General features: G+C 73.0%; 14 protein-coding genes. 5 read left to right on the forward strand and 9 right to left on the reverse strand.

Annotated elements, in window-relative coordinates:
- Positions 1-64: 64 nt before the first annotated feature.
- On the reverse strand, positions 65-1456 hold the full coding sequence (locus ACF059_RS29605; protein ID WP_392062968.1) for a PLP-dependent aminotransferase family protein: 1392 nt from the start codon (positions 1454-1456) through the stop codon (positions 65-67).
- Between the two features lie 61 nt (positions 1457-1517).
- Between ACF059_RS29605 and ACF059_RS29610 the strand changes: the two genes are divergently transcribed.
- The gene (locus tag ACF059_RS29610; protein WP_392062971.1) at positions 1518-2228 is read left to right on the forward strand and encodes a YitT family protein; all 711 of its coding nucleotides are present in this window, start codon (positions 1518-1520) and stop codon (positions 2226-2228) included.
- Positions 2229-2272: 44 nt separating this feature from the next.
- Here the strand turns inward: ACF059_RS29610 and ACF059_RS29615 are convergent, their stop codons facing one another.
- From ACF059_RS29615 to ACF059_RS29650, 8 genes are all read right to left on the reverse strand, one after another.
- A complete protein-coding gene (locus ACF059_RS29615; protein WP_392062973.1) occupies positions 2273-3331 on the reverse strand; it encodes a ketoacyl-ACP synthase III family protein in 1059 nt (352 codons plus the stop codon).
- Positions 3328-4227, reverse strand: coding sequence for a hypothetical protein (locus tag ACF059_RS29620; protein WP_392062977.1), 900 nt, complete (start codon positions 4225-4227; stop codon positions 3328-3330). The genes ACF059_RS29615 and ACF059_RS29620 overlap by 4 nt, the downstream gene beginning before the upstream one ends.
- Positions 4224-5468, reverse strand: coding sequence for a cytochrome P450 (locus ACF059_RS29625; protein ID WP_392062980.1), 1245 nt, complete (start codon positions 5466-5468; stop codon positions 4224-4226). Before ACF059_RS29625 ends, ACF059_RS29620 begins: the two co-directional genes overlap by 4 nt.
- Positions 5461-8319 (reverse strand): PEP/pyruvate-binding domain-containing protein, encoded by a 2859-nt coding sequence (locus ACF059_RS29630; protein WP_392062983.1) that lies wholly within the window; start codon positions 8317-8319, stop codon positions 5461-5463. The genes ACF059_RS29625 and ACF059_RS29630 overlap by 8 nt, the downstream gene beginning before the upstream one ends.
- Positions 8312-8989: a nitroreductase family protein gene (locus tag ACF059_RS29635; protein WP_392062986.1), complete on the reverse strand. Its 678-nt coding sequence runs from the start codon at positions 8987-8989 to the stop codon at positions 8312-8314. Before ACF059_RS29635 ends, ACF059_RS29630 begins: the two co-directional genes overlap by 8 nt.
- 32 nt (positions 8990-9021) lie before the next feature.
- Positions 9022-9690 (reverse strand): methyltransferase family protein, encoded by a 669-nt coding sequence (locus tag ACF059_RS29640; RefSeq protein ID WP_392062989.1) that lies wholly within the window; start codon positions 9688-9690, stop codon positions 9022-9024.
- Positions 9687-10583: an AfsA-related hotdog domain-containing protein gene (locus ACF059_RS29645; protein WP_392062992.1), complete on the reverse strand. Its 897-nt coding sequence runs from the start codon at positions 10581-10583 to the stop codon at positions 9687-9689. The genes ACF059_RS29640 and ACF059_RS29645 overlap by 4 nt, the downstream gene beginning before the upstream one ends.
- Before the next feature lie 194 nt (positions 10584-10777).
- On the reverse strand, positions 10778-11344 hold the full coding sequence (locus ACF059_RS29650) for an NADPH-dependent FMN reductase (protein WP_392062995.1): 567 nt from the start codon (positions 11342-11344) through the stop codon (positions 10778-10780).
- Between the two features lie 602 nt (positions 11345-11946).
- On the opposite strand from ACF059_RS29650, the gene ACF059_RS29655 reads away from it, so the two are divergent.
- From ACF059_RS29655 to ACF059_RS29670, 4 genes are all read left to right on the forward strand, one after another.
- Positions 11947-13464, forward strand: coding sequence for an acyltransferase domain-containing protein (locus tag ACF059_RS29655; RefSeq protein WP_392062998.1), 1518 nt, complete (start codon positions 11947-11949; stop codon positions 13462-13464).
- A gap of 199 nt (positions 13465-13663) precedes the next feature.
- Positions 13664-18649 (forward strand): SDR family NAD(P)-dependent oxidoreductase, encoded by a 4986-nt coding sequence (locus ACF059_RS29660; protein WP_392063001.1) that lies wholly within the window; start codon positions 13664-13666, stop codon positions 18647-18649.
- On the forward strand, positions 18646-19662 hold the full coding sequence (locus ACF059_RS29665) for a ketoacyl-ACP synthase III family protein (RefSeq protein WP_392063004.1): 1017 nt from the start codon (positions 18646-18648) through the stop codon (positions 19660-19662). Before ACF059_RS29660 ends, ACF059_RS29665 begins: the two co-directional genes overlap by 4 nt.
- A 159-nt stretch (positions 19663-19821) precedes the next feature.
- Positions 19822-20067 (forward strand): DUF6296 family protein, encoded by a 246-nt coding sequence (locus ACF059_RS29670; RefSeq protein WP_392063007.1) that lies wholly within the window; start codon positions 19822-19824, stop codon positions 20065-20067.
- Positions 20068-20111: the final 44 nt, after the last annotated feature.

Consider the following 20111-nt stretch of genomic DNA (forward strand, 5'->3'; position numbering starts at 1 on the left):
CGCCCCGGCTTCACAACGACCGCGCCCGAACTTCGTTGCCTGCGACGCCCACGGGAGACCTTGCTCACGCGACCGGTGCGGGGGTGTGGGATCCGGTGGCGCCCCGGCGGAACGCCAGGTGGGCCCGGGCGAGTCTGCGGATCGCCTCGGCGAGCCGATCCGACGGGAGCGTGTACGGCAGGCGGACGTGGCGTTCGAAGGCGCCGCCGACGCCGAACCGCGGTCCGGCCGCGATCGTCACTCCGCAGTCGGGGGCGATCGCTGCCAGCCGGGAGCTGATGGGATCGGGGAAGCGCGCCCAGAGCGTCACTCCACCCGCCGGCAGCGGTGCGTGCACGTCGGGCAGGTGCTCGGTGAGTGCCTGCATCAACGCCCCACGCTGTGCGCGCAGTTGCCGGAGCATGTCGGGCCGCTGTGTCCGATGCTCGTTCAGGAGGACGGCGGTGGCGAGCTGTTCGACCACCGGGGTGCCGAGGTCCGTGGCGGGGCGGGCCTGTACGACGCGTTCCAGCACCGAGGGCACGGCGCGGATCCAGCCGATGCGCAGGCCGCCCCAGATGCTCTTCGACACCGAGCCGACGCTGACGGCGGTCGGTACGTGCAGGGCGAAGGGTTCCGGATCCGCTCCGTCCAGCGCCAGGTCACACATGGTCTCGTCGATGATCGTGGGGCAGGCGAGCCGGAGCCTGCGGCGCAGGCTCGCTGGCATGCACATCCCGGTCGGGTTGTGGAAGTCGGGGATGAGGTAGGCCAGTTGGGCGGTCCGTCCTGCCGCGAGGAGGTGTACGGGGTCCCAGCCGGACGGCCCCACGGCGACGGGCAGCAGTCGGGCGCCCGCGTCGGTGAAGGCCCTGATCGCGTGCGGATAGGTGGGATGGTCGATCAGGACCTTGTCGCGCGGCGACAGGAGCGTGCGCGCCAGCAGGCCGAGCGCGTGCTGCGCACCGTTGGTGATCATGATGTGGTCGGGTGCGGTGGGCAGTCCTCTGCGCTGGTACCAGCCGGCCACCGCCTCGCGTAGCTCTGCGGTGCCGTACCGGTCGTATCCGTGCCGCCCGAAGTGCCGCGGGAGCTGTTCGAGGGCGGTCGCGAAGGCTGCGTGGAGGCTCTCGGACGGGGCGGGCGGCGCGGCGAACGACAGGTCGATGGTCGACGGGTCCCCGCCGGAGCGGGGCTCGGACGGCGTGTCGTGCGGCAGCCGCACCGTCGCCCTGGCGCGCTCCCTCGTGGCGAGGTATCCGTGTTCGACCAGGGTGCGGTACGCGGCGCCGACCGTGGTCCTGCTGGTGCCGAGCGCGGTGGCCAGGTCGCGTTCGCTCGGCAGCGCGGCGCCGAGGCACAGACGCCCGTCCAGGACCAGCAGCCGCAGTCGGTCGGAGAGGCGTTGGTGCGCCGGTCCGGGGCCCTCCTGCCAGGCTCCCAGCATGGTCCCGACGGCGTGTGCGCTGATCTTCATCAGACCAGCGTAGTCAATCTGGCTATGGAATCGGGGTCCAGATGGCGCCGAGGCTGGGGCCATGGCTCCTTCCGTTCCCTCCGCGCCCCCGTCCGTCCCGGCTCCTCGCGACCGCCCCGAGCTCCTGCGCATGGACGCCTCGGCCCACCTGCGGGCGGGGCGGACGACGCGTCGTCTCTTCCAGCTCCTGGTCGGGCTGGTGGGCTACGGCGCCGCCGTCATGGTGCTCGTCCAGTGCGGGCTCGGTACCGCCAGCTGGAGCGTCCTCACGGACGGCACGGCCAAGAGCCTCGGCATCACCTTCGGCTGGGCCACCAACCTGATCTCGGTGCTGGTGCTCCTCGCCTGGATCCCTCTGCGCGAGCTGCCCGGCCTCGGCACCCTCCTCAACGTCGCGATCGTGGGCTTCGCGGCGGACGCCACCGCCCTGGTGCTCCCCGACCCGCGCGGGACGCTCGCCGAGGTCGGCTACCTCGTCGTGGGCCTGGTCGCACTGGCCTTCTTCGACGCGCTCTACCTCGGCGCACAGTTCGGCTCGGGCCCGCGCGACGGCATCATGACCGGGCTGGTCCGCCTCACGCGCCTGCCCGTCGCGGCGGTGCGCACCGGCATCGAGGTCACCGTCGCCGGGGCGGGCTGGCTCCTCGGCGGCGCCCTCGGCGCGGGGACCGTACTCATCGCGCTCTGCGTGGGGCCGCTCGTGGGCTGGTTCCTGCCGCGCGTCAACGTCCGCCTCCCCGCCGCCGTGACCGGTGGACGGGGAGGCCGGTGACCGGTCACCGGTGGCTCCCGGCTGTCACAGTGAGCCGGCTGCTCTCACCAGGAGGGCTGTTCCAGTACCTCGACGACCGCGCAGGCCAGGGAGATGCTGCCGCCGTTGCCCATCATCAGGATGTGGTCGCCCGGTGACACGGCGCCGGTTTCCACGAGGTGGGTGAGGCCGAGGACCTGGTCGGTGGAGGCGAGGTGACCGTGGGCGCGGCCGAGTTCCAGCAGGCCGCGCTCGGGCGCGATGCCCAGCGGCCTCAGGAGGTTCGCCAGGTAGCGGGGGTGGCCGGTGAAGACGTGGGTGACGCGCGTGATGTCGTCCGGGCCGACGCCGGCTTCCTCCATGACCTGGCGGGCGAGGGTGGTGCGGGCGCGGACCAGGTCGCGGGTGACGGCCTGGAGGAGGTATCCCTCGGGGTCGTGGCGCTGGACGTAGGAGGCCATGCGGCGGCCCAGGGTGGCGGGGACTCCGCGGGTGACCGGGGGCGGGTACATCGCCTCGTCGCCGCGGTAGAGGTGCTCCCAGCCGGAGAGGGAGGACATGGCCAGGGCGCGGATCCGCAGCGGACCGCCTTCGGTGGACACGACGACCGCGCCGCCCGCGTCGCCGAGTATGGAGCCGCGTCCGGAGCCCCATCCGTCCGCGTAGTTCCACCGGTCGACGAGCGGGGTGCCGAAGTTGTCGGCGGCGGTGACCAGGGCGGCGTTCGCGTCGGGGTCCACGCTCAGGTAGCCGTAGGCGAGGCGGATCGCGTCGAGCACCGCCGTGCAGCCCTGGTTCATGCCGATGGCGGGGGCGGTGGTGCCGACGACCTGGTCCTGGACGTAGTTCGCGGCGTACCAGCCTTCCGGGCCCTGGTGCCAGACGCCCGAGTGCAGGACCAGGTCGATCTGGTCGCCGATCAGGCCCGAGCGCTTGAGGGCCTCGATGCCGGCCTCGGCGGCGAGTTCGGGCGCGGAGAGGTCGCCGGCGATGGCCACGCTGGTCCAGCCCTCGGCCTCGGCGCGCCCGGCGTCGTACCAGCCGCGCCGGACCGCCTCCGCGACCGGGAACAGGTCCGGGACGCGGGCGGCGGCGCCGGCGATGTACAGGTTGTCCGTCCTCATGAGGTGACTCCCAGGCCGATGAGCAGGTAGCAGGTGAATGCGGTCGGCAGGTAGCCGATCGTGGCCCGCAGCGGCCAGCGGGGGGCCGCGTCGCGGGTGAAGCTCCACGCCGCGCGGGCGACGAGGGCGGTCGGCAGGAGCACCAGCCAGCCCCAGGCGCCGGGGCCGGACGTGGTCCAGGGGCGCAGCGCGGCCAGGGCGACCGCGGTGGAGGCGATGGCGAAGCCCACGGCCAGGACGGTGGTGGTGCGCAGGCCGAAGACGTGTACGTAGGTCCGCTCGCTGTCGCCGGGCACCCGGACGATCTTGCGGGCCAGCTCGTGGTGCGTGGCGGCCAGCATGACGATCACCAGGACCGGCCAGGCGTGCCGGCCCGCGCTCAGGCCGGTGTCGTGGAGGAAGACCGCGTACAGGTAGAGGTTCAGCAGGATCTGGACCGGGGAGCTGAGGAGGACGCCGAGGACCACCTTGTCGCTGGGTGGCCAGCCGAAGCGCATCTCGGCCCCCACCAGGACGGCGGTGTACGTGAACTGGGCGGCGAGGAGGAGCTGGGCGGGCCGGTTGCCGGCGTTGAGGAGGAGCAGGCCGGCGACGCCTACGGCGGCCAGTACGAGGAGGTCCCGGGGCCGGACCGCGCCGCGTGCCAGCGGGCGGCCGGGGTTGTGGAGCCGGTCGTAGGGGAGGTCGCGCAGGTCGTCGGCGGCCCGCATCAGGAGCAGGTCGACGATGACGGTGAGGGCGGCGACGGCGGTGCCCCAGCCGGGCCGCCAGTCGTGGGCGCGCGGGTCGACCGCCGCGTACAGCCCCGTGACCCCCACGGCCCAGGCCGCGGCGATCAGGGGAGCCAGGGGCAGCGGGTAGCTGCCCTGTACGAAGAGGGCGAGGCGGCGGATCATGCGGGCTGCTCCGTCCGTATCGCCCAGCGGACCGGAAGCTGCCAGAGACCGTTGATGAACATCGTCTGCCGCCACGCCAACTCGTCTTCGGCCACCGCCAGTTCCAGTACGGGGAAACGCCTGAGCAGGGCGGCGATGCCGATCTGGAGCTCCGCGCGGGCGAGTTCGGCGCCCAGGCACATGTGGCGGCCGTGGCCGAAGGCCAGATGGCCGCCGCTGTCGGCGCGGGTGGGGTCGAACGTGTCGGGGTCCTTGAAGACGGCCGGGTCGCGGTTGGCCGCGTCGGTGAGCGCCACGACGACCTGGCCGGCGCGGACGGGGCAGCCGCCCAGAACGGTGTCCTCGGTGACCAAGTGGGGGTAGCCGCCGGTGTTGTTGAGCGAGGTGAAGCGGAGCATCTCCTCCACGGTTCCCGGGATGCGGTCCGGGTGCGCGCGCAGCTGGTCGGCCAGCCGGGGGTGCTGGAGGAGCAGCAGGACGCACATGGCGAAGGAGTTGCCGGTGGTCTCGTAGCCGGCCATCAGCATCCCGGAGCCCAGCGCCAGCACCTCCTTGTGGGAGAGGTGCTGGTCGGGGTCGTCCGCGGGACGCGTGATCAGTTTGGTGAGGACGTCGTCGGCCGGCTCGCCGGCGTCCACGGCGCGCCGCTTGTCGGCGATGAGCGAGTCGAAGTAGCCGTCCATGCGGGCCTGCGCGGCCGCGACCTCCTGCGGGGTGTGGCCGGAGGTGGACATCAGGACGTCGACCTCGCGGCGCAGCAGAGCGCTGTCGGTGAAGGGGATGCCAAGCAGCTCGCAGATCACCCGCATCGCGAAGGGCACGGTGTAGGTGTTGACGAGCTCGGCCGTCCCCGTCTCGGCGCCGGCGGTCACCTCGTCCAGGAGCTCGTCGGCCAACTGCTCCAGGCGAGGGCGCAGTTGCCGGACGCGGCGCGCGGTGAAGGCGGGCATGACCGCGCGGCGCCGGCGGGTGTGGTGGGGCGCGTCGGCGGTCACCAGCGGGAGGGAGTCGGTCTCCCGGGCCAGCAGCGGCCGGGCGCGGGCCGCGTACCCGGCCCGGCTGAAGCGGTCGTCGCCCAGGACGGCGGTCACGTCCTCGTGCCGGGTGACCAGCAGCGCGGGCTGTCCGCTGGAGAGCTGGACGGGGTGCGGTGCGCCGGTGGCGAGGAGACGGTCGTACGCGTCGGGTGGGCGGACGCCGGGGTCGACGGGGAACGGGAAGCGGGCCGGGTCGTCAGTCATCCTTCTCAGCCTCGTCGATCGGATCGGCCGGATCGGCCGGGGCGGCCTGGGCGGCCGGTGGGGCCGAGGCGTCGGCCGGTGGCGCCGGGTCGGGGAGCAGGCGGACCGTGCCGGCGCTGCCGTCGATCTCCAGCCAGGCTCCGTCGGGGATCATCTTGGTGGCGTCCGCGACGGCCACCACCGTCGGAACGCCCAGCAGGCGGCCGGTGATGGCGGTGTGGGACAGCAGGGTGCCGCGCTCGACGACCATCCCCTTGGCGGACATCATCAGGAACAGCCAGCCGGGGTCGGTCTCCCGGGCGATGAGGATGCGGCCTCCGGCCAGGTCCGGGTCGGTGCCCGGGTCCAGGACCACCTTGGCGCGGCCGCGGACCACGCCGCCGCTGGAGCCGATGCCCCGCAGCACCTGGTCGTCCGAGTCGTTGCCGACCCGGACCGGTACGGCGTACGGCAGCGCGCTGGCGAGCGGGAGGTTACCCGGCACACCCAGCAGGGGCGGGCGCTGCTCGGTGTGCGTCCAGCGCAGGCGCTCGGCCCGGCGCAGCGCGGCCAGGGCCCGCAGGTCGCCGGCCGTACCGGTGCCGTCGAAGGCGCCGATGACCTCTTCGACGGTCAGGTCGGCCACCTCCAGCTGGTCGTCGAGCACACCGGCGCGGGCGAGGTGGGCGCCCAGGCGCCACATCACGTCGCGTGACATCCCGAAGAGCTGGGTGCGGCAGAAACGGGTGTCCTCGCGTACGCGTGCCAGGTCCCGGGCCAGCGCCGCGTGGGCCAGCAGCACTCCCCGGCGCACCGGGCTGGGGCACGCTGCGCGCAGCTGCTCGCGGGCCCGGGCGGCGGCCGCCTGCTCCTCGGCCCGGTTGGCGGCGACGGTGGTGCCCTGGCGGACCAGGGGGCGGATGAGGGGGACGACGGTCCAGGGGCGCTGGCGGGGGGTGGGCTCCTCCAGCTTCAGGTCGTGCAGCGCGCGGTCCCCGTAGCGGGCGACGTACGCCTGGGCGGCGTCGGCGACCTGTGTGCCGTAGCGGCCGGCGGTCAGGTCGGCCCACACCTGGCGCGGGTCCTGGTGGTCGAGGACGGCGCTGCGCAGTTCGGGGATCGATCCGACGAGTTCGCCCAGGGCCATGGCGGCGCGGACGGCCTGGAGGGAGCGGTTCTCCTTGCCTCCGGCCATCAGCCCCATCAAGAGCTGCGGGCCCAGGCCGGTCCAGCGGCGCAGCAGTGCGGTGCCGGAGCGGAGCACGACCAGGGCGATCAGCCCGTTGACGAGGGTGACGCCCCACTGCCGCTCGGCGCGTTCCCACACGCGCCGGTAGAGCGCGATCAGTTCCTCGGGGGTGTCCCCGACGGTGTTGATCTCCGTCATCTGCCGGTCCCACCAACTGAGGAACCGTTTTACCTGCCACGGGTGCAGGGCGGTGCGCCAGGCCAGGTGCGGCACCGAGCGGGCCACTCGCAACGGTGACCAGCGGCGGACGCCGGCGGCCGGGCCGGTGATGCCCATCGAGGCTTCCCACTGGCGTCGTACCAGCTCGAACATCGGCATCTGGCCGTGGAGGTGGTGCCAGTCCTCCAGCCGGTAGTAGACCTGGCCCTCCAGGTAGCCGACCATCCGGGTGAGGCGGTGCGCGTTCTCCCGCATGCGGCGGGCGGGCACGCCCATCCGGCGGTAGAGGTCCGAGAAGGAGCGGCGGTAGAACTCGCGGGACTGGGAGTAGGTCAGCGCTCCCGACGTCCCGGGGAAGCTCTCGGTGATGTTGTGGTTGCCCCAGTAGACGGTGGACCGGGCCCCGTCCGGGCCGGTGGGCGCGTCCGTGTGGGGGGCGCTCACCAGGGGCCGGGCCTGGACCAGATGGATCGTGCCGTCGGGGGTGATGGTGCCTTCGATGTCCTGCGGGACGCCGAACAGTTCCTCCACCTGGGCGGCCAGTTCGGCCACCGTACGGGCCTCCTTGTCGTCCAGGACCGGCGCGTCGGCCAGCTCCGGGGGGACCGGCAGCAGTACGGGCGCACCCGAGGCAGCGCCTTCGGGCAGCCCCATCGACCACCGCTTGTGCACGGTCTGGGCGCTCACCGTGCCGGTCGCGGGGTCGTGGAAGAAGTGGTCGACGTCGGCCTTCTCCTGGACGACGCCCTCGCCGATCCCGTGGGCGGCGGCGATCAGATGACGCTGCGAGCCGTCGCGCGGGTCGCGGGTGAACGCGACGAAGGAGCGGGTGCCGAGCACCATCCGCTGGATGCCGACGGCGACGCGTGCCTGCGTCGGATCCAGTCCGCGGAAGATCCGGTAGTGCACGGCCTGCGGGTTGAAGGCCGAAGCCCAGCACCCCGACACGGCGTCGGCGAGGCCTGCCTCGTCCACGTAGAGGAAGCTGTCGCTCATCCCGGCGAACGGGTCGACGGCGCTGTCCTCGCCGATGGCCTCGTCCGGGGCGAGGGCCTCGTCCGGGGCGAGGGCCTCGTCCGGGGCCGCGGGGGTGGTGGTGCGTGCGGCCGGGACGACACAGGCCCGTACGGCGACCAGGCCGTCCGCGCCGACCAGGGCCGTGAACTCCTCCCGGATCCGGCGGGCGAGGGTCGGCGGGAGGCTCGCCCGGGTCAGTGCCTCGTGGGCGGACGCGCACCAGTCCTCGATCGCCGCCTTGTCCTCGGGGTCCGCGGGCAGCGGCGGCAGGAGCGGCCGTACGGCGTCGAGCGCCTCGTCGAAGGCGGCGGCGGGCAGACAGAAGAACTCCGGGACCCGGAAGCCCGCGCGCCGCAGCACCTCCTGGCGGGCGAACTTGTTGCCCACCTGGGCGGCGTCGGCCAGCGCGTCGGCTCCGGCGGCCGTGGTGGTCAGGAGGTCAGTCATCCGGGTCACCGTTCTTCACGCGTGAGGTCCAGCCGTTGAGGTGCAGCACGCTGTCCACGGGCTTGCGCGGGGCCGGCTTGAAGCCCTCGCCCAGTACGTGTGCGGTCGGGATCAGCGCTCCCTGGCGCACACCGGGCGGCAGGCCGAGGAGGCCGGCGACCTCCTGCTCGGCGTCCAGGTGCACGGTGGTCCAGGCGGTGCCGAGCCCGCGGGCACGGGCGGCGAGCATGTAACTCCAGGCCGCGGGGAGCAGCGAGCCCCACAGGCCGGCCTGGCTGCCCTCGGGGAACTGCCCCTCGCGCAGCTGGAGGCACGGGATCACCAGCACCGGCACCTCGTGCAGGTGCGCGGCCAGGTGACGGCCGCTCGTCATCATCCGGGCCGTGGCGTCCTGTTGGGGAGCGTCGGCGGCGCCGGGGGTGGCTCCGGTGGTGGCCTCCGCGGGCGGATACCGGGACTCGAAGGCGCGTCGGTAGACGGATCCGATCTCGGCCCGCAGTGCGGCGTCGGTGACGACCAGCCAGTGCCAGCGCTGGGTGTTGCCGCCGTTGGGCGCCTGCAGGGCGATCTCCACGCACTCCTTGACGACCGCGAGGTCGAGCGGGCGCGTCAGGTCCAGACGCCGGCGCACCGACCGGGTGGTGGTGAGCAGCTCGTCGGGGGACAGCACGTGCGGTGACTCCCTCGGATCAGTGTGCACGGTCACCAGACCCCCGGGACGAGCCGGGCGTGGCCGGCCGCGTAGGCGCTGTAACCGGGGATGTTCATCAGCATCCGCTCCTCGGTGCGGATCCGGAACGTGATGGCGGCCGCGAGGAGCACGAGCAGCACCACGCTCACCGGGTTGAGGAAGAAGGCGACGAACCCCACGTGCGCCAGCAGCATGCCCGCGTAGGCGGGGTGGCGGATGAAGCGGTAGAGGCCGTAGGTGACGATCTGGTGGTCCTGCTGGCGCATCACGTGGTGCGAGTAGAACCGGCCGAGCGTGTGGATCGCCACCTGCCGCAGGACCACTCCGCCGACGAAGAGCAGGGCGGGCACGAGCAGCGCCCACGACCAGCCGTCCCACGGCAGCGGGCCCAGCACCGCGGCGGCGGCGGTCGCGATGCGCGCCGTGGCGTAGAGCAGCAGCGACGCCGACTCGCTCGGCGGGGCGGTCGACTTGCGGAAGGTCACGGGGATCTCGACCGCGAGCCACGCCAGGTAGCAGGCGGCAAGGATCCCGGCCACCAGGTCGAGGGTGTTCCCGGCGTCGCGCAGGTGGACCACCATGCCGGTGGTCACCGCGGCCACCGCGCACAGGAACAGCAGGCGCGGGGCCTGAACGGTCCAGGACGGTCCGCGCCCTGTCGCCGGCTTCACGGTGGTCACTTGGCGGCCCTCCGTTCCTGGTAGCGGGCACGGCTCATGGAGTGGTGGGTGATCGCGATGCCGCCCAGCCGCTCACCGCTGCGCGCATCCAGCAACGCCATGGGGTAAGGGGCGCGCGCACCGCGGGCCGGGGTGAACTCCCAGCGCAGCGAGAGCGGGACCGACACCGGCAGATCGGTGGGCACGTCCGCTTCGAGGCTGAGCCACAGCAGCTGGATGTCCGGTTCACGGCCGTGCGCCGTGTGCGCCAGCAAGGTGGACATCTGCCGGGCCGACTCGATCAGCGCGTCCGGTGTGTGCAGACCGTCCGGGCCGCCGTGCAGCCGGTGCCCGGCGGGCGGCACCAGGACGGCGGACTCCTCGGTGCGCAGCGGCGCGCCCAGCAGAATGTTCTCGGGAAGGTGCCGGTGGACCAGAGCGGCATCGGCGGGGCGGGTGCGGTCCCGGTCCTGTGACTGACCCTGCAACCGGTCCTGCGCCTGGCCTACGGGCTGAGCGGCGGGGGTGCGGGCCAGGCCTACGACGGCCTGGCACACGGTGCTGCCCTCCTGCTCGGCCCGTAGCTGCCAGGCCGGCCCCTCCTCGGCGGGGGCCGGCTCGCAGTGCAGCATCACCGGCTCGCCGGGCTCACAGATCCGGTCGAAACTCAGGGATATCCGCAGCCGGTTGAGACCCGCGTCCGCCTGGTCCCGCACCTGCGCGCGGACCAGATCGAGCAGCGCCGTCACCAGCAGCATGCCGGGTATGTGATCGAGCGGATGGTCGTAGAAACAGCGATCGGTCTCGTCCACGTCCAGCCGGACCGTCGTCCTGCCGGTCCCGGGCACCGACCCCGCCCCGTCATCCAGCGTGGGGTCAGCTGCCCCGAACGCGGTTTGTACTAAAGATGTCATGGAGGTCGACGCTAATCATCGATCAGCGCTTCGGGTCGAAAACCATTCGAACTTCTGTTATCCCCCGTCCCACGGCCCCCAAGGCCCCCGCACGGCCCGCGGGCCCCGCGTGCCCCGGTGGTCTCATCCGCCCCAGCACTTATACACGGTCCTCGCTCGGCCCGTAGGCGAAGAAGCGGGCGACCGTCGAAGGTTCACCGGCCGTTCTCGCCGTCTGACGTGACGTGAGCCTGCGCCAGCACGGCGAGCAGCTCGCCGAGTTGTGCGCGCACCGACGGATCGATGATGAGTCCGTCCGTACCCCTCATCTGAGGAGACACCGGGATCCTCACGCAGGCCGGCTCCACGATCGCAGCGCCGGTGTAGCCCAGCACCAGGCGCAGCGTGTCCTCCGCGCCCCCGCCGCGCCCCGGGGCGGCGGCGTTCACCCAGGCGACGGGCTTGTCGCAGATCTCCGTACCGCCGACGGTCCAGTCCAGCAGGTTCTTGAAGGAGCCGGGCAGGGTACCGGCGTACTCCGGCGTGCAGATCAACACCGCGGCCGCCTCGCGGATCGCCGTCCGCAGCTCCGCAACGGCTTGCGGCAGCGGGTCCTTGTCGTCGTCGGGGTTGAAGTGGGGCAGCGCCGCCAGCCCTTCGTAGAGGACCGTGCGCACCCCCGAGGAGGCCGCCACCGCGTGCGCGGTGCTCAGCACCGACTCGTTGGAGGAACCGGCCCGCAGGCTTCCGGACAGCAAGAGAATCACAGGCAGCGTAGACATCTCGCCACCCTAACGCTCCGGCCATCTCCACGGTGACCAGCATCCCGGTGACCATCCGCGCCCCTTATCCATCGCGCACTGATGATTTTCAGCCAGAGACAGGAAAAAGAAAGGAAGTTGATATTCAATCCGGCGTATGTAGTGTTTATCCGTCTGTTCCGAACGCCTTTGGTCACGTGTCAGCGGGGTGCGCGAGAATAAGGGGGAGCCAATCCGTGAGTACGTCCACATGGGTCGGCCAACGGCAGTCGGCGGCGCATTCCCCGCTCCCGCGATGTCAGGCACGCCAAGGGCCGTCGAGGTTCCGGCCGAGGTGAGCCCGGTCGCGGACGGCGCCTGGGACGTTTTTACGGGGTGCGATTCGCATCTCGCCTGACGAGATACGCCGCGCATTCGCCCTACACGATCGCCTGGGGCACCTATCGACGCCGCCAGGATTCCCACGGAGCTGAATTCCGCCCTGTTTTCACGTGTCCGACGCGAAGAATTAATGGTTCCACTTCCGGCGGTCCCGATGTCATCGCGGTCCCGATGTCATCGCAGAGCCGGACGCCCCGGCGGCGGCAAGATCACAAACGTACTGAAGAAAAGGGAGTTCCGAGATGGATGGACGCGTTGTCCTGCTGATACCGGGGACCGTTCCCCGGCCGAGCAGCGGTGTCTTGGGCGAGCTGGCACGGGAGTTCGCCTCCGTCGGCGAGATGCTGGCGCGCATCGACGACGTCGCGGTGGAGCTGGGCATGGAGAAGGTGTCTCCCCGCCTGGTCGGGCCGAGCGCCCCGCCGCCCGGTACGGCCGATCCGGACGCGCAGTACCTGGAGATCTTCGCGGTCTCCGCGGCGGTGTGCGCGGCTGCCGCCGAGTGCGGCCTGGAGCCCTTCGCCGTGGCGGGGCAGAGCATCGGCGAGTTGTGGGCGCTGGCCGCCGGCGGGCATCTGACGGTCGTGGACGCGGCCCGCATCGCGGTGGCACGTTCCCGGGCCCTGTCCGAGCAGGACTGGCCGGGCGCGATGCTGGCGGTGGGGACCCGGGAGGCCGACGCGCGCAGCGTCGCCGCGCTGGTCGGGGACCCCGACCTGGTCGTAGCCTGCGTGAACGCGCCGCGCCAGTCCGTCCTGAGCGGACCGGCCGCCGCGATCGCACGCGCCGGGGAGATCGCCGAGTTCATGGGGTGGCCGACCGCAGAACTGGACGTCCCGCACGCCTCGCACTCCCCGGCCCTCGGCCCGGCGGCCCGCCTGCTGAGGGCCCAGCAGCCCCCGGTGGCGTACGGGGGCAGGAACTGGCGGATCTGGTCCACGAACCTGGCCCGCGAGGTGGGCGACGAGGACCCGCTGGAGCTGACCATCGACGCGTTGACCAGCCCCGTCCGGCTCCTGGACACCCTCAGGGAGCTCCACGGGCAGGGCGTGAACGTCTTCGTGGACTGCGGAGCGCGACCGGTCGCCGGCCCCCTCGCGGAGGCTTCGTTGCCGGGCATCCGGGTGCACGTCCCGCTGGCCGATCCGGCCGGTCCGGCCGCCGTGCTGCGCGCCCTCGCGTCGGGCGCCGCGACCTCGGCACCGCTCGGCCCCGTCGGGGCCGGGAAGAGCGGCGGAAAGAAGCACAAGGGCAAGGAGAAGGACAAGAGCAGGGACAAGGACAAGGGCAGGACCAAGGGGAAGGTGAAGGACTCCCGGTCCGCCCACCCCTCCCCCGCCACGCCGGTCTGGGCGACGGCCCCCGCACCGGTCCACGAACCCGTGCACCCCGCCACCGAGACCCTGCGGGAGTCTCCCGCCGCGTACGAGACGGCAGTGTCCGAGCCCGCCGCGTACGAGCCCGCCGTGGCCGAAGCCGCCGCAACGGCCGTACCGGCGGCGGCACTCGACCGGCAGGAGATCGTGGCCCGCCTGCGCACCCTGTACGCGGAGGCCCTGGAGTACCCCGAAGAGGTGCTGGAGGAGGACGCGGACCTGGAGGCGTCCCTCGGCATCGAGTCCCTCCAGCAACTGGCCCTCCTGCGACGCACCGAGGAGCTCTACGGCGTCGAGGGTCTGCGGCACCACCCGCAGCTCCTCCAACTGGCCACCTTGGGCAGGATCGCCGACGCCGTCATCGAGGCCCGAGCGGCGGTGTAGCGCGGTTTCGTCCCCGGGAGGGGAGCACCGGGAACTCGCCGGCGGGACCGAACCGGCCACGGAGCCGGGCCCAGCGCCCGTCTTTCGGATCAGGCCGGATCAGCCCGCGGGCGTGGGTCCCGGCACCGCAGCACACCACACCGGCTGGACGGACACCTGTGCCGGCCCTGCCCGATCAGAGGAATCCGGAGAGAACACCATGAGCAACCCACCCATCGCGGTCGTGGGGTACGGCGCGGTCCTGGCCGGCGCCGACAGCCCCCACAAGGTATGGGAAGTCCTGGAAGCCGGCCGCAACCAGTTCAAGCCGCCCCTGCTGTGGAGCGCCGAGCACATCATGCCGCCCGAGCTGCGGAGCGCGGCCCAGGGCGGCTTCATCGACCGGCTCACGCCGCACCCCCGCCTGGCCGCCGAGATCGAGGCCGGGGACTGGCCCGCCGACGCCCCGCCCGTCATGACGTTCCTGCGGCACTCCGCCCTCCAGGCCCTCGACGGACTGCGCTCCCGCGACAACGACCGCTGGCTGTGCGCGGCGGCCACCATGGGCGAGCACGAGTACCCCCACCTCTACAACGACGTGCTCGCCCGCACCTACGCGCGTCATTTCGAGCAGGCCACCGAGACCCGGCCCGGGGCGGGCTGGCTCAACGAGCACACCGGCGACCTCCTGGCGGCCCACTACCAGCGCGACTCCTTCCCCCCTGAGCTGTCCACGGCCCCCTTCTACCTCCACCGTGCGCTGGAAGGCCTCCTACCGGCCGGCACGGAGAGCGTCGTCGCCGAGGCGGCCTGCGCGAGCAGCCTCTACGCGCTGGACGCGGCCGTCCGATCCCTGCAACAGGACACCTCCGACATCGCCCTGTGCACCTCCAGCGTCATGATCAGCCCGTCCCTGTGCCGCCTGTTCGGGACCACCGGCACCCTGGCGACCGGGGACGAGATCCGTCCCTTCGACGAGCATTCCTCCGGAACGCGGACCGGCGAGGGAAGCATCACCCTGGTCCTCAAGCGCCTGGACCGGGCCCGGTCCGACGGGGACACCGTGCACGCGGTGATCCGCGGCATCGGGCTGTCCGCCGACGGACGGGCCGCGTCCATCCACGCTCCCGCCGCCCGCGGCCAGTTGCTCGCGCTGCGCCGCGCCTGGCGGGAAGCCGGCATCGCGGCCGACGACCTCGACTGGATCGTCGCCCACGGCACCGGCACCACCAAGGGCGACCCGATCGAGCTCGACATGCTCCGCGACGCCCTCGCCGACCGGACCAGCCCCTGCCCGATCACCTCCGCGAAGGCGATCTTCGGGCACACCATCGCCAACGCCGGTCTGGTCTCCGTCCTGCATGCCGTCCTCGGCCTGCGCAACGAACGGATCCTGCGCCAGCCCTACTTCGACCGCTTTCCCGCGCCCGACCCCGCCCGCGAGGCCCGACCGGCCGTCGATCCCGTCGCCGTCCCGCTGCGGCACATCGACTGGCCGCCCGGCGACCGCCCCCGTACCGTTGCCGTCTGCTCCGCCGGCCTGGGAGGGGTCAACGGTCACGTCGTCCTCACCGACGACCACCTGAGCCTGCGCGGCCCCGAGTCCACCGGGGCGGACTCGCCGCAGGACGACATCGTCATCGTCGCCCGCACCGCGCTCTTCCCCGGGGCCGCGACCGACACGGTCGCCGCCTGGCTACGGGGTGAAGGACCGGCCCCCGAGCCCGGCTTCGGCGACCGCTACCCCCATCCGACCGATCCTCCGCTGCGCATCCCGCCGCCCACGCTCCGCCAGATCGACCGCACCCAGATCATGTCCGTCGAGGCCGTCCGCGATCTGGCCCCCGCCCTCGGGGCGGCCTGGGACGAGCTGCGCCCGACCACGGCCGTCATCGCCGCCGCCGGAACGATGACGCGGCGCTCGGTCGAGGCCATGGCCCACATCCACCTCACCGACGCCACGGCGCCGGTCGCCGCGCTCCACGGCCCCGAGGCCGCCGAGGAACTGCGCGCGGTGCTGTCCGCCGCCGTGACCGAGGGGTCCGCCAGTCCGCACGCCCACACCTTCACCGGTGCGCCGACGGGCCTGGTGGCCGGCCGCGTGGCCAACTACCACGACCTGCAAGGTCCCATCACGACCTGTCACGCCGACACCGACAGCGCCCTCGCCGCACTGCGCCATGCCGAACGGTGGCTGCACCACGGCTCCTGCGATCTCGTCCTCGTCTGCGCCGCGGACGGGAACTCACTGCCGCAGAGCGACACACCGGCCGGCACCCTCGACGTGCCCAGCGACCGCGCGCCCGGCGAGGGCGTGGTCGTCCTCGCCCTCACCCGGGCCCGGACCGCGGCCCGTCACGGCCTGCCCGTACTGGCGACCGTACGGACCCGCATGCCCCACCCGGACGACCCGCCGGCGCCCAAGGACGGTCAGCACCTCGCCGACGGCCCCCGCTACCGGGCCGCGGCCGGGGCCCTCGCGGTGCTGGGCGCCCTGACGACCGGATCGGACACCGTCATCACGCCGCGCACGCCGGGTGCTCCGGCGGTCCACGTCACCCCGGCGGGGACAGCCGGCGCCGCAGCCGAGCCGGCCCCCCGCGCCCTCCACCAGACGCCGGACGTCGAGCAGGCCCGGCCGATGCAGTACGGCCTGTACGAGCTTCCCGCGCCGGAGCCCCAAGCCGGTACGCGGCCCGACCCGTTCGCCCCCGGGACGCTGGTGCTGTGCGACGACCCGTTCCTGGCCGGTCTCGTGCCCGACGCCCCGGACGTCCATCTGTGGAGCCCCGCCGCCACCCCGACGCCCCACGCCACGCCCGTGCGCGCCGAGGACGTCGCCGCGGCCCTGGCCGGGCTGGAGGCGCCGCCGCGGCACGTGCGGATCCTGACCCGGCTGCCCGCCATCACCTCGCCGACCTCCACCGCGCGCGTCCTGGCCCTGCACGACCTCACCTTCGCCACCGTCAGCGCCCTGGCCGGGCCGCTCGCGACGGGCAGCATCACGGTGCTGCTCACCCACGCCCTGCCCGCCGGTGTCCCGCACCCCTTCAGCGGCCTGTTCACGGGATCGCTGCGTTCCTTCGCGACGGAGTTGCCCGGCTGCGTCGCCCTGACGGTGCTGGCCGAGGACGTACCGCCGCGCAAGGCCCTCGGCCTGCTCGCGGCCGAGTCGTCACGGCGCGTCCCCGGCTGCGCCGTCGCCCATCTGAACGGCAAACGCCTCGGCTACCGGCTGGCACCCGTCCCCGGTTCGGAATCGGCGACCCCGGCGAACCCCGCGACCCCCGCCCCCTCGTTCGCGCTGGACGGGGATGCGGTGATCCTCGCGGCCGGCGGAGCCCGTGGCATCACCCCCTCGCTCCTCCTCGCCCTCACCGCCGACAAGGCCCCCCACCTCTACATCATGGGCCGCACCCCCCTGCCGGATCCGGACGAGGGATCCGTGCCCTCCCTGGCCGACCACATCCGCCGGGCCCGCGCCGAGGACCCCTCCCTCTCCGTCAAGGACATCAAGGCCTCCCACGCGCGACGTGTCCGCGCCCAGGAGACCGCCCGGACCCTCGCCCGGCTCCGGGAACAGTGCGGCGCCGACCGCGTCCACTACCTCCCCTGCGACCTCACCGACGCGGAAGTGGTGACGCGGACGGTCCGGCACGTCCTGGACCGGCACGGCCGCATCGACCTGCTGCTCAACACCGCCACCGAGATCAGGTCCCGCGCCCTCGGCGTGAAGACCCTCGGGGACTTCCGTACCGTCCGGGACATCAAGGTCCTCGGCTACCTCCATCTGAAGGAGGCCCTGCGCGACGACCCGCCGCGCCTGTGGTGCAACTTCAGCTCGATGTCCGTGGTCTACGGCAACCCGGGAGACGCCGACTACGTCGCCGGCAACGACTTCCTGACCTGCGCCGCCCGCCACCACTCCACGCCCAAGGCCGAGGAGTTGAGCCTGATGTGGGCCGTGTGGTCCGATCAGGGGGTGGGGTCCGATCCCCTCCTGGCGGAGCAGATCGCCAGCACCGGCCAGTACGAGGCCGTCACCGCCCGCGAGGGCGCCGGCCAGCTCATCCGGGCACTGACCCACCACACCCGCGTACCGGCCCTGGCCTTCCTCGGCGCCCAGGGCCCCGAGGCCGCGGACCAACCCCCGGCGACCACCTCCACCTCCGCCTCCGCCCTACCGCAGCCCGCGGCGCACGCGCCGCTCCTGGGACGGCGCCTGCCGGACGAGGGCGGAGACAGCGTCTTCGAACACCACCTGTCCCACCCCCGCGATGCCGACGGCCCGGACGCCTGGGTCCCCCACCACACGGTCAAGGGCGTCCCCGTCGTCCCCGGCACCTTCGGCCTGGAGATCGCCGCCGAAGCCGCCCTGGCCCTCGCGCCGGACCTGCACGTCGTCGGCTTCCGGGACCTGCGCTGCCACAGCGCCCTGACCGTCCCGCCCCACCACCCCCCGCTGCTCATACGGACCCGGGCGCACCTGCTGCCCGCGGCCGACGACGGCAGCCGGCGGGTCCGCGTCCGCATCCTGACCGACCGTACGAGTCCCAACGGCACGGTCCTGGTCCGGGACCGCCTCTGCCACAGCGTCGACGTACTCCTCTCCCCCGAGCCGCGCCCGATCCCCGCGCAGGACCACCCCCGGCCCAGCCGGCCGTCACCCGGCATCCCCCTGCACGAGCCCAACCCGCTCGTCCACCTCACCGGCCCCTTCGCCTCGACCACCGGCCACCGCGCGGACCACCACGGAGCCAGCGCCCGGTTCGCGCTCGCCCCGCTGTGGCACACCGCCTTCGCGGCCTTCCGCATCCCCGTACTCACCCTCGACGCCATGATCCAGACCGCGGGCCTCGCCACGGCTCCCGACGACACCCCCGTCCCCCTGTCGGCGCTCACCGGCATCGACGCCATCGACTTCGCCACCTCCCACAACGACACCGCCCTCACCCAGGCCCATCCCGCCCCGGGGATCCTCATCCACGCCCCGGCCTCCACCGCTCCCGGCAGCGTCCACGCCCTCGCCGGCACCACCACCCTCGTGCGCATGCACGGCATCCACGGCGCGGTGCTGGGCACCCTGGACCGCGCCACCGGCCGCGTCGACCGCGCCGCCGGCCCCGCACGACCCCACACACTCGGCATCCCCGGCACGGCGACGCCCGCCCTGTCGGACCCCACCGAAACGGCGGCCCGGTCATGAAATGGGACGACATCCTCATCCGCGCCACGGGCCGGTGGCTGCCGCCGGCCACCGCGACCTCCGACGCCCTCGCCCTCGGCCTGATCCCCCAGCGCCGCGCCGACCAGCTCGGCTCCTCCTTCACCACCACGACCACCGAGCAGCTCGCCGTCCGCATGGCGACCCGGGCCGCCTTCGACGCACTGGTCAACGCCGCGGTCAGCCCGCAGGACCTCTCCCTGCTCGTCTACACGACCGTCGGCAGCCAAGCCCACAGCACTCCCGCCCAGTACCTCCAACGGGCCCTCGCCGCCCCCGACGCCGAGTGCTACGAACTGCGGGCCGCCAGCAACGGCGGCATGACCGGCCTCCTCGCCGCCGCCGGCCACCTCGCCGCCCGCCCCGACGGCGAAGCGCTGGTCACCGCCGCCGCGATCTTCCCGCCCGAGCACCTGGACCGCTGGCAGGGCAGCCCGGGAATGATCATGGCGGACGGGGGCAGCGCGCTCCTGATGTCCCGCCGCTCGGGCTTCGCCCGGCTCTGCGCCACCGCCCACACCTCGATCCCCGAACTGGAGGAGTTCAGCAGGGAACAGGCGCAGATGGACGACGAGCAGTGGAACGCCAAGCGGCGGAAGTTCCTCGCGGACACCGGCCTGCCCCCGCACGAACACCTCATCTGGAAGGCCTTGGACCGGACCCTCAAAGCGGTCCTCGCCGAGGAGGACATCGACTCCAAGGCCTTGGCGCACACCATCGTCCCGTCGTCGGCCTGGCAGATGGCCGACTTCTACTTCGCCGAGCCCCTCGGCCTCACCCGCGAACGCACCACCTGGTACTACGCCCGTCAGACCGGCCACATCGGCCCCGCCGACCAGTTCCTCGGCCTCGACCACCTCATCCGCGAACGGCGCCTGTACCCGGGCGACTACGTCCTCATGGTCGGCCTCGGCGGCGGCTACTGCATGACGCACACCCTGATCCAGATCATCGAGCCACCGGTCCCCCGCAACCGCATCCACGTGGACCGCTGACCCCCTGGCCCCTGGGGGGACGATGCCGCCAGGCTCCGTCCCCCCAGTCGGGTCCCGGTGCCGCGTGGTGCGTCCCGTCATCGCGGCTCATGGGGCACGTTGGTACGCGGCGCCCGCCGGTGGGCGCGCCACCCGACAGCACGGACGTGGAGGTACACGGTGGGCGATGACCAAGAGGATCGCTACGAGCTGGTGTTCGACAGGAGGGAGCCCGGGGCGGAAGGCACGGACATCGTCGTCGTCAGACGCACCGAGCAGACCGGTCCCGGCGGTCATCCCGTCTACGCCGACGACACGGGCATCATCCGCGCCGAGATCAGCGACCAGGGCGAGCTGCGGATACTGCCGTCAGGGGGCCAGCAGGCCCTGACCCAGCCCGTGCGCGCGCAGCGCCCCTCGTCGTGACCCGGGGCCGGTGAGGGTGATCGGTCCGGCCGCTCACCCTCGGG

The sequence above is a fragment of the Streptomyces sp. NPDC016562 genome, from assembly GCF_043076955.1.
GTDB lineage: Bacteria > Actinomycetota > Actinomycetes > Streptomycetales > Streptomycetaceae > Streptomyces.

Excerpts from the sequence above, each read along its gene's own strand:
- ACF059_RS29615 (WP_392062973.1), bottom strand. The coding sequence starts at position 3,331 with ATGAGGACGGACAACCTGTACATCGCCGGCGCCGCCGCCCGCGTCCCG.
- ACF059_RS29620 (WP_392062977.1), bottom strand. The coding sequence starts at position 4,227 with ATGATCCGCCGCCTCGCCCTCTTCGTACAGGGCAGCTACCCGCTGCCC.
- ACF059_RS29655 (WP_392062998.1), top strand. The coding sequence starts at position 11,947 with ATGGATGGACGCGTTGTCCTGCTGATACCGGGGACCGTTCCCCGGCCG.
- ACF059_RS29650 (WP_392062995.1), bottom strand. The coding sequence starts at position 11,344 with ATGTCTACGCTGCCTGTGATTCTCTTGCTGTCCGGAAGCCTGCGGGCC.
- ACF059_RS29660 (WP_392063001.1), top strand. The coding sequence starts at position 13,664 with ATGAGCAACCCACCCATCGCGGTCGTGGGGTACGGCGCGGTCCTGGCC.
- ACF059_RS29665 (WP_392063004.1), top strand. The coding sequence starts at position 18,646 with ATGAAATGGGACGACATCCTCATCCGCGCCACGGGCCGGTGGCTGCCG.
- ACF059_RS29645 (WP_392062992.1), bottom strand. The coding sequence starts at position 10,583 with ATGACATCTTTAGTACAAACCGCGTTCGGGGCAGCTGACCCCACGCTG.
- ACF059_RS29610 (WP_392062971.1), top strand. The coding sequence starts at position 1,518 with ATGGCTCCTTCCGTTCCCTCCGCGCCCCCGTCCGTCCCGGCTCCTCGC.
- ACF059_RS29625 (WP_392062980.1), bottom strand. The coding sequence starts at position 5,468 with ATGACTGACGACCCGGCCCGCTTCCCGTTCCCCGTCGACCCCGGCGTC.
- ACF059_RS29630 (WP_392062983.1), bottom strand. The coding sequence starts at position 8,319 with ATGACTGACCTCCTGACCACCACGGCCGCCGGAGCCGACGCGCTGGCC.
- ACF059_RS29605 (WP_392062968.1), bottom strand. The coding sequence starts at position 1,456 with ATGAAGATCAGCGCACACGCCGTCGGGACCATGCTGGGAGCCTGGCAG.